Source organism: Dolichospermum sp. LEGE 00246 (assembly GCF_015207865.1).
GTDB classification, from domain to species: Bacteria; Cyanobacteriota; Cyanobacteriia; order Cyanobacteriales; family Nostocaceae; genus Dolichospermum; species Dolichospermum heterosporum.
In genome coordinates this window covers 1-5,256 of record NZ_JADEWA010000389.1, presented here as the reverse complement: position 1 = coordinate 5,256, position 5,256 = coordinate 1, and the positions used below count along the sequence as shown (strand labels likewise).

Annotated in this window: 5 protein-coding genes and 1 rRNA gene; 4 read left to right on the top strand and 2 right to left on the bottom strand. The window is 37.4% G+C overall.

All coding sequences use genetic code 11. The features are described from left to right. The first annotated feature begins 130 nt into the window (after positions 1-130). The 4 genes from rrf (at position 131) to IQ228_RS20470 (ending at position 1,993) form a co-directional block, all read left to right on the top strand. Positions 131-248 (top strand): 5S ribosomal RNA (gene rrf / locus IQ228_RS20485). A gap of 101 nt (positions 249-349) precedes the next feature. After that, on the top strand, positions 350-826 hold the full coding sequence (locus IQ228_RS20480) for a GNAT family N-acetyltransferase (protein ID WP_027402611.1): 477 nt from the start codon (positions 350-352) through the stop codon (positions 824-826). Further along, positions 823-1,482, top strand: coding sequence for a ComF family protein (locus IQ228_RS20475; RefSeq protein WP_035082436.1), 660 nt, complete (start codon positions 823-825; stop codon positions 1,480-1,482). Before IQ228_RS20480 ends, IQ228_RS20475 begins: the two co-directional genes overlap by 4 nt. Before the next feature lie 55 nt (positions 1,483-1,537). Then, the gene (locus IQ228_RS20470; protein ID WP_027402609.1) at positions 1,538-1,993 is read left to right on the top strand and encodes a PPC domain-containing protein; all 456 of its coding nucleotides are present in this window, start codon (positions 1,538-1,540) and stop codon (positions 1,991-1,993) included. A 418-nt stretch (positions 1,994-2,411) separates the two neighbouring features. Here the strand turns inward: IQ228_RS20470 and nagZ are convergent, their stop codons facing one another. Further along, entirely contained in the window at positions 2,412-3,497 is a 1,086-nt protein-coding gene (gene nagZ, locus IQ228_RS20465) for a beta-N-acetylhexosaminidase (RefSeq protein ID WP_027402608.1), read from the bottom strand. 361 nt (positions 3,498-3,858) lie between these two features. Then, positions 3,859-5,085, bottom strand: coding sequence for a septal ring lytic transglycosylase RlpA family protein (locus tag IQ228_RS20460; RefSeq protein WP_027402607.1), 1,227 nt, complete (start codon positions 5,083-5,085; stop codon positions 3,859-3,861). Between the last annotated feature and the right edge of the window lie 171 nt (positions 5,086-5,256).

The window sequence follows — 5,256 nt, the reverse complement described above, 5'->3', positions numbered from 1 at the left end:
ACCTCTATTCAATTTGTTATTGTGATTTCTCTTTCTCAAATGCAGTCTTCAGGGTTTTGTGAATTTTAGATTTTAGATTTTGGATTGATAAGTCCAATCTAAAATCCAAAATCCAAAATCATCAGGCTTTCCTGGTGTCTATGGCGCGGTGGAACCACACTGATCCCTTCCCGAACTCAGAGGTGAAACGCTGCTGCGGCGACGATAGTTTGGGGGTAGCCCCACGTGAAAATAGCTCGATGCCAGGTCTATTTTTTCAAATAAAAAACCCCTCTCTACGAAATAATGGAGAGGGGTTTTTGTTATATTGGCTGAAAATAATTACAAAAGTCATCAATTTCACAGAAAGATGTATTTTTACCAAGATTTTATTATTCGTAGTTGGCAAAAAGATGACCTTACTTTGGCTGCTACAGTTATTAGTTCTGTACTATCAGAATACGGTTTACCTTGGCAGCCGGAAGAAGCAGACAAGGATGTATTACAAATAGAAATATATTATTTAGCAACCGGTGGAGAATTTTGGGTAGTTGAACACCAAAGTCAGATTGTCGGAACTGCCGCATATTATCCCATCAATCGTGGGGAAAAAGCTGTAGAAATTAGAAAAATGTATCTGTTACCAAGAGTGCGCGGTTTAGGATTAGGAAAATATTTATTACAACAATTGGAAATAGCTATTGCTTTGCGGGGATTTGAGCAAATTTGGATTGAAACTGCCAGTATTTTAACTGAAGCTGTTAAACTCTATGAGAGTAATGGTTATCTACCAACAACAGGTGTAGAAACCAGCAGATGCGATCGCATTTATGTAAAATATCTATGATCAAGATATTTCAAAATTTACTTAATCTTTTTCTTAAATCTTCTTGTCCGTTGTGTCAACGTTCTACGCAGAAGGAACTTTGTCCATATTGTATTCAGCAAATCCAAAGTTGTCATAAGCAAAATCCCGCTTATTTATGGAAGCAACCATTACCCATATTTGTGTGGGGAAATTATGGTGGCGCTGTTAAAAGGGCGATCGCTGCCCTAAAATATGAAAATCAACCACAAATTGGTTATGCTTTAGGAGAATGGTTAGGGGAATCATGGTTATTACATTCACCTCAACCACAACAACAGGTTTTAGTTGTTCCTATTCCTATGCACCCCAAAAAACAAAAACAACGCGGTTTTAATCAAGCTGCATTAATAGCGGCAGGTTTTTGTAATGTGACGGGATACAAATTGAAAGTCCATGCTTTAGAACGCATTAAGGAAACTGAAGCCCTATTTAATTTGTCCCCAGTCCAAAGACAAGAGAACTTAGCAGATGCTTTTGTTCTTGGTAAAGATTTGCGTCGTCGTCCCTATATACCAATATTATTAGTAGATGATATTTATACTACTGGTACCACTGTTAAAGCTGCTGTCAAGACATTTGAACAACATCAAATTACAGTCTTGGGTGTAGCTGCTGTTGCCACGACAAATAAATAAAAATAAAGCTATATTAGATTAGTTACCCGATATTTGAGGGAACAGTATTTTTTTTATGAAAAAGATTTTTGCAGTAGGTTTAAGGCAAATTTTAATTATTCCTATCACATTACTAACAATGGGAATATGGATCAAAACAGCCTCAGCACAAAATAAGTTATATAGCCCTATTCCATTAACTAATTTGACGGAAATTTCTGATACCCTATCAAACAAAGATATTCCCACAGGTCAAGGAGGATTTGCTCGTGATTATTCAATTAAATTAAATCAGGGTGATAATTTATCTATTGATTTGTCATCGGAAAACTTTGACAGTATGATTACACTATTAGCCCCTAATGGTTCAACAGCAGGAGAAAATGATGATGCTCCTGATGGTACAAGTAATTCTCTATTATTTACCCGGATTACAGAATCAGGAACTTATATTGTGCGGGTTCGCTCTTTTGGAGAAACTGGGGTAGGTAAATTTAAACTCAAGGTCACAAAACTGCAACCAGTTAAGTAGATAGGGGTGAAAACCCAAGTTTTCAAGATGGATGGGGTATAGTTTAATTATACTCAAAACGGCTAGAAGCTGGACTTTTTTATCATACAAAGAACAAGTTCAAAGCCTCTCCAGTATTAAATATTATTCCTTAACCCTCTCCTCTTAGGAGAGGGTTAAGGAGAGGTTTACCAGAGGGGTTTCATATTTGGTTAAACTATGAACCGTTTTCAGTATAATTGGAGCTTTAGGTAAAACCCATAACCCGCCTGGGAATGAATTCCCAGTCTCATAGCAGAAGTCATCTGAAGATGACTAAATAACCGAGAAATTTTTGAGTAAACTTTAGTTTACTTTGGTTATTAGCCCTGAAATTCATGGGTGGGTGTGGAAGCCAACAAATAAGCCATCTGTAGGTTAAGTTGACACCAATGTTCCCTTACAAACAACAACTAATAGCCAATTCCGCATTTTTCAGCAGCGTCTCCTTATCAAGGGTTGAAACTGGATATTGAGGAGTTACCTGTAATAACTTTTCCACCCTCTCCCGCGCAGCTTCCACCACTCCTACATCCAAAGTACCATTATTCAAACTAGCAGAGAAATCTTCAGCTATTTTATATGTTCGTTCTAAAGAAGAGGAATTGATATTTCGAGAAACTATAAATAAATCACAACCAGCATGAAAAGCCCGCGCAATCGTTCCTGATTGCATAAAGATATCAGATACAGCTTTCATATCTAAATCATCAGAAACTACCACACCTTGGAAATCTAACTCTTCTCGTAAAATATCATTCAAAATGATTTTAGATAAAGTTGCTGGTACTTCTGGATCAATTTGTGGAAACAAAATATGCGCCGTCATAATTAACGGAATTTGTGACTGAATTAATGTTTGAAAAGGTATCAATTCCCGATTTCGCAAATCTTCCCGACTCAAATTTAAGATTGGTAATTCCAAATGGGAATCTGTGCTAGTGTCTCCGTGTCCAGGAAAGTGTTTAGCAGCACCTAAAATCCCTTCTTCCCGTAATCCTCGGTAATATTCTCCCACGGCTTCACTAGTGGTTTCTGGTGTAATTCCAAACGCACGAGCGCCAATAATCGGGTTTTGGGGATTAGAGAAAATATCGGCAACTGGGGACCAGGAAAGATTAATTCCCAGAGATTTTAATTCTAGTGCTGTGGCTTTGGCAACTTCATAAGCATGGGACTGCAATAAATAAGCTTGAGGAAAGCGGGTAATTGGTAAAGGTGTCCGCACAACCCGCCCACCTTCATGATCTAAAGTAGTAAATATGGAGTCACGCTCAGTATATTGGCGAACTTCATCAATGAGGTTTTTAAACTGTTCTAACCAAACTGGATATTTTACACCGTCAAGAAAGTTTTTGGCAAAAAAGATGACACCAATGGGTTTTAGTTCATTTAACGCCCGTTTATCATCATCATTTAAACTTGTCCCGGAAATACCCAGAATTAGATGATTACCAAAGCTTTGTGATAGTTGGGATATTGACATAATTAGTTTGATATCAATAAAGGATAAAGCCTTTTCTACTTTATCCTTCCAGCAGGGTTATTTCATTCTAGATTTAAGCAACAAATTTAGGTATTTTCAGCCGTCTTGAGATAAGCTGTTGTGCATTTAGTTTGTATAATTCTAGCGGGCAAGATGCCCGCACTACAAAGTTCAAGCATTCTCGTGAATACATAAAATGTCAGATTTTAGAATGAAACAGCCCTGATCCTGCCACTAAGGGACTTCCAATTAAAAAAATACCCAAAAATTTCTTGTGGTGCGGGACGAATTGCCTGCTAATCATCAAGGACGGGCAGGATGCCCATCCCACAAAATTGGGTAATTTATTTTTTGGTGTTCCCTAAAAATTGGAAACTAATAACTCACTTTTAGCATTAGCCATATTTTCAGTTTTTGGTTGAGATGGTTTCAAGGTCATTGTTGGGAAATTTTGTTGTAAAATCACAGCCTGATAAGCTACGACTCCAGTATGTTCACTACCGATACAACGAGCCGCTGTTCGAGATAAATCCAGGCTTCTGGGTAAAATATACGGACCACGATCATTAACGCGGACAATCACGGATTTATTGTTTTCTAAATTGGTGACTTTTAAGAAGGTATTAAAAGGTAGAGTCCGATGGGCAACAGTAAAATCATCTTGATCATATATCTCACCATTTGCGGTTAAGCGACCGTGAAAATAGCCACCATACCAAGAAGCTATACCAGAAAGTTTTGTGGTTGAGGACTGTAATCCATACATTTCCATTTGTCCTTGTACCAATGTCAGTGGTTTGGTATGGAGTGCTATTCGCAAATTATTAGTCCATTCCATTGCCAAAATATGACCGCTGCGACCAATTTGCTGAGAGAGTTTTTGATCTATTGCAAATAGTAACCGATTACCTACCATCATGGAAGGAGTTTTATCTACTAAGCCTGGTTGTAATTGTGTAGGTTGTACAGCAGGCATTTTTGTTAATTGCTGTAAGCGTCTTTGTAATGCTTTGGCTGTAATTCGATCAGGTAGTCTGGCAACAAAACTGTTATTAACCCATACTTCATAACTGGATGGATTCCGCTTAAAAATCAATACTGGTGAGTAATCATAACTTCCATTTGGATCGACTGGATTGCGGATGACATTAAAGAAACTTTGGAGCGATCGCACAACAGTAGAAGATGATAAATCTACCTTGGGAATACTAACTTGTGTAACTATTGGTAAAAAGTTAGTAGCATTTTTCAAGTGAGGTTGTGCAGCTATATTTTCTGGCACAGAGGAACAAAATCGCGTTTCTTTTGGCTTCAAGCTTATTGAAGCTACAGCGATAGACTTATTTCTGTAGGATGATAATTGCCTATTTATCCAGTCAAATGTGAAAGCAGTTTTTGATATTAAGGTTTTTTGCCAAACATTTTTATGTTGTTGAGCGATCGTCAGAAATTGGGATTGCGGCTTAATTAAGTTGGCTGGAAGTTGGATTGGAGAAAATGCAGCTATTAAACCCAGTGGTAAATTTGCTGTCAACGCCAAAGCACCACCTGTAAAGGATGTCACCCATAGTATTCCCATTGATATCATAGTTTATTTATTCTCCAGATAGATGCACAATTCCTAGAGAAATAATCTCCAGGTTGAATAGAAAAAAGTTCTATTAAACAAAGAACAAATTTTTTTGGAATTACATAATTTCTATGCGTTTTCAGATTTGATCATGATTAAACTGTCTGGGATCATCATATACCGTAATGG

What these genes read in the sequence shown, in the direction of transcription:
- IQ228_RS20480 (WP_027402611.1), top strand. Translation starts at nt 350, where the DNA reads ATGTATTTTTACCAAGATTTTATTATTCGTAGTTGGCAAAAAGATGAC.
- IQ228_RS20475 (WP_035082436.1), top strand. Translation starts at nt 823, where the DNA reads ATGATCAAGATATTTCAAAATTTACTTAATCTTTTTCTTAAATCTTCT.
- IQ228_RS20470 (WP_027402609.1), top strand. Translation starts at nt 1,538, where the DNA reads ATGAAAAAGATTTTTGCAGTAGGTTTAAGGCAAATTTTAATTATTCCT.
- nagZ (WP_027402608.1), bottom strand. Translation starts at nt 3,497, where the DNA reads ATGTCAATATCCCAACTATCACAAAGCTTTGGTAATCATCTAATTCTG.
- IQ228_RS20460 (WP_027402607.1), bottom strand. Translation starts at nt 5,085, where the DNA reads ATGATATCAATGGGAATACTATGGGTGACATCCTTTACAGGTGGTGCT.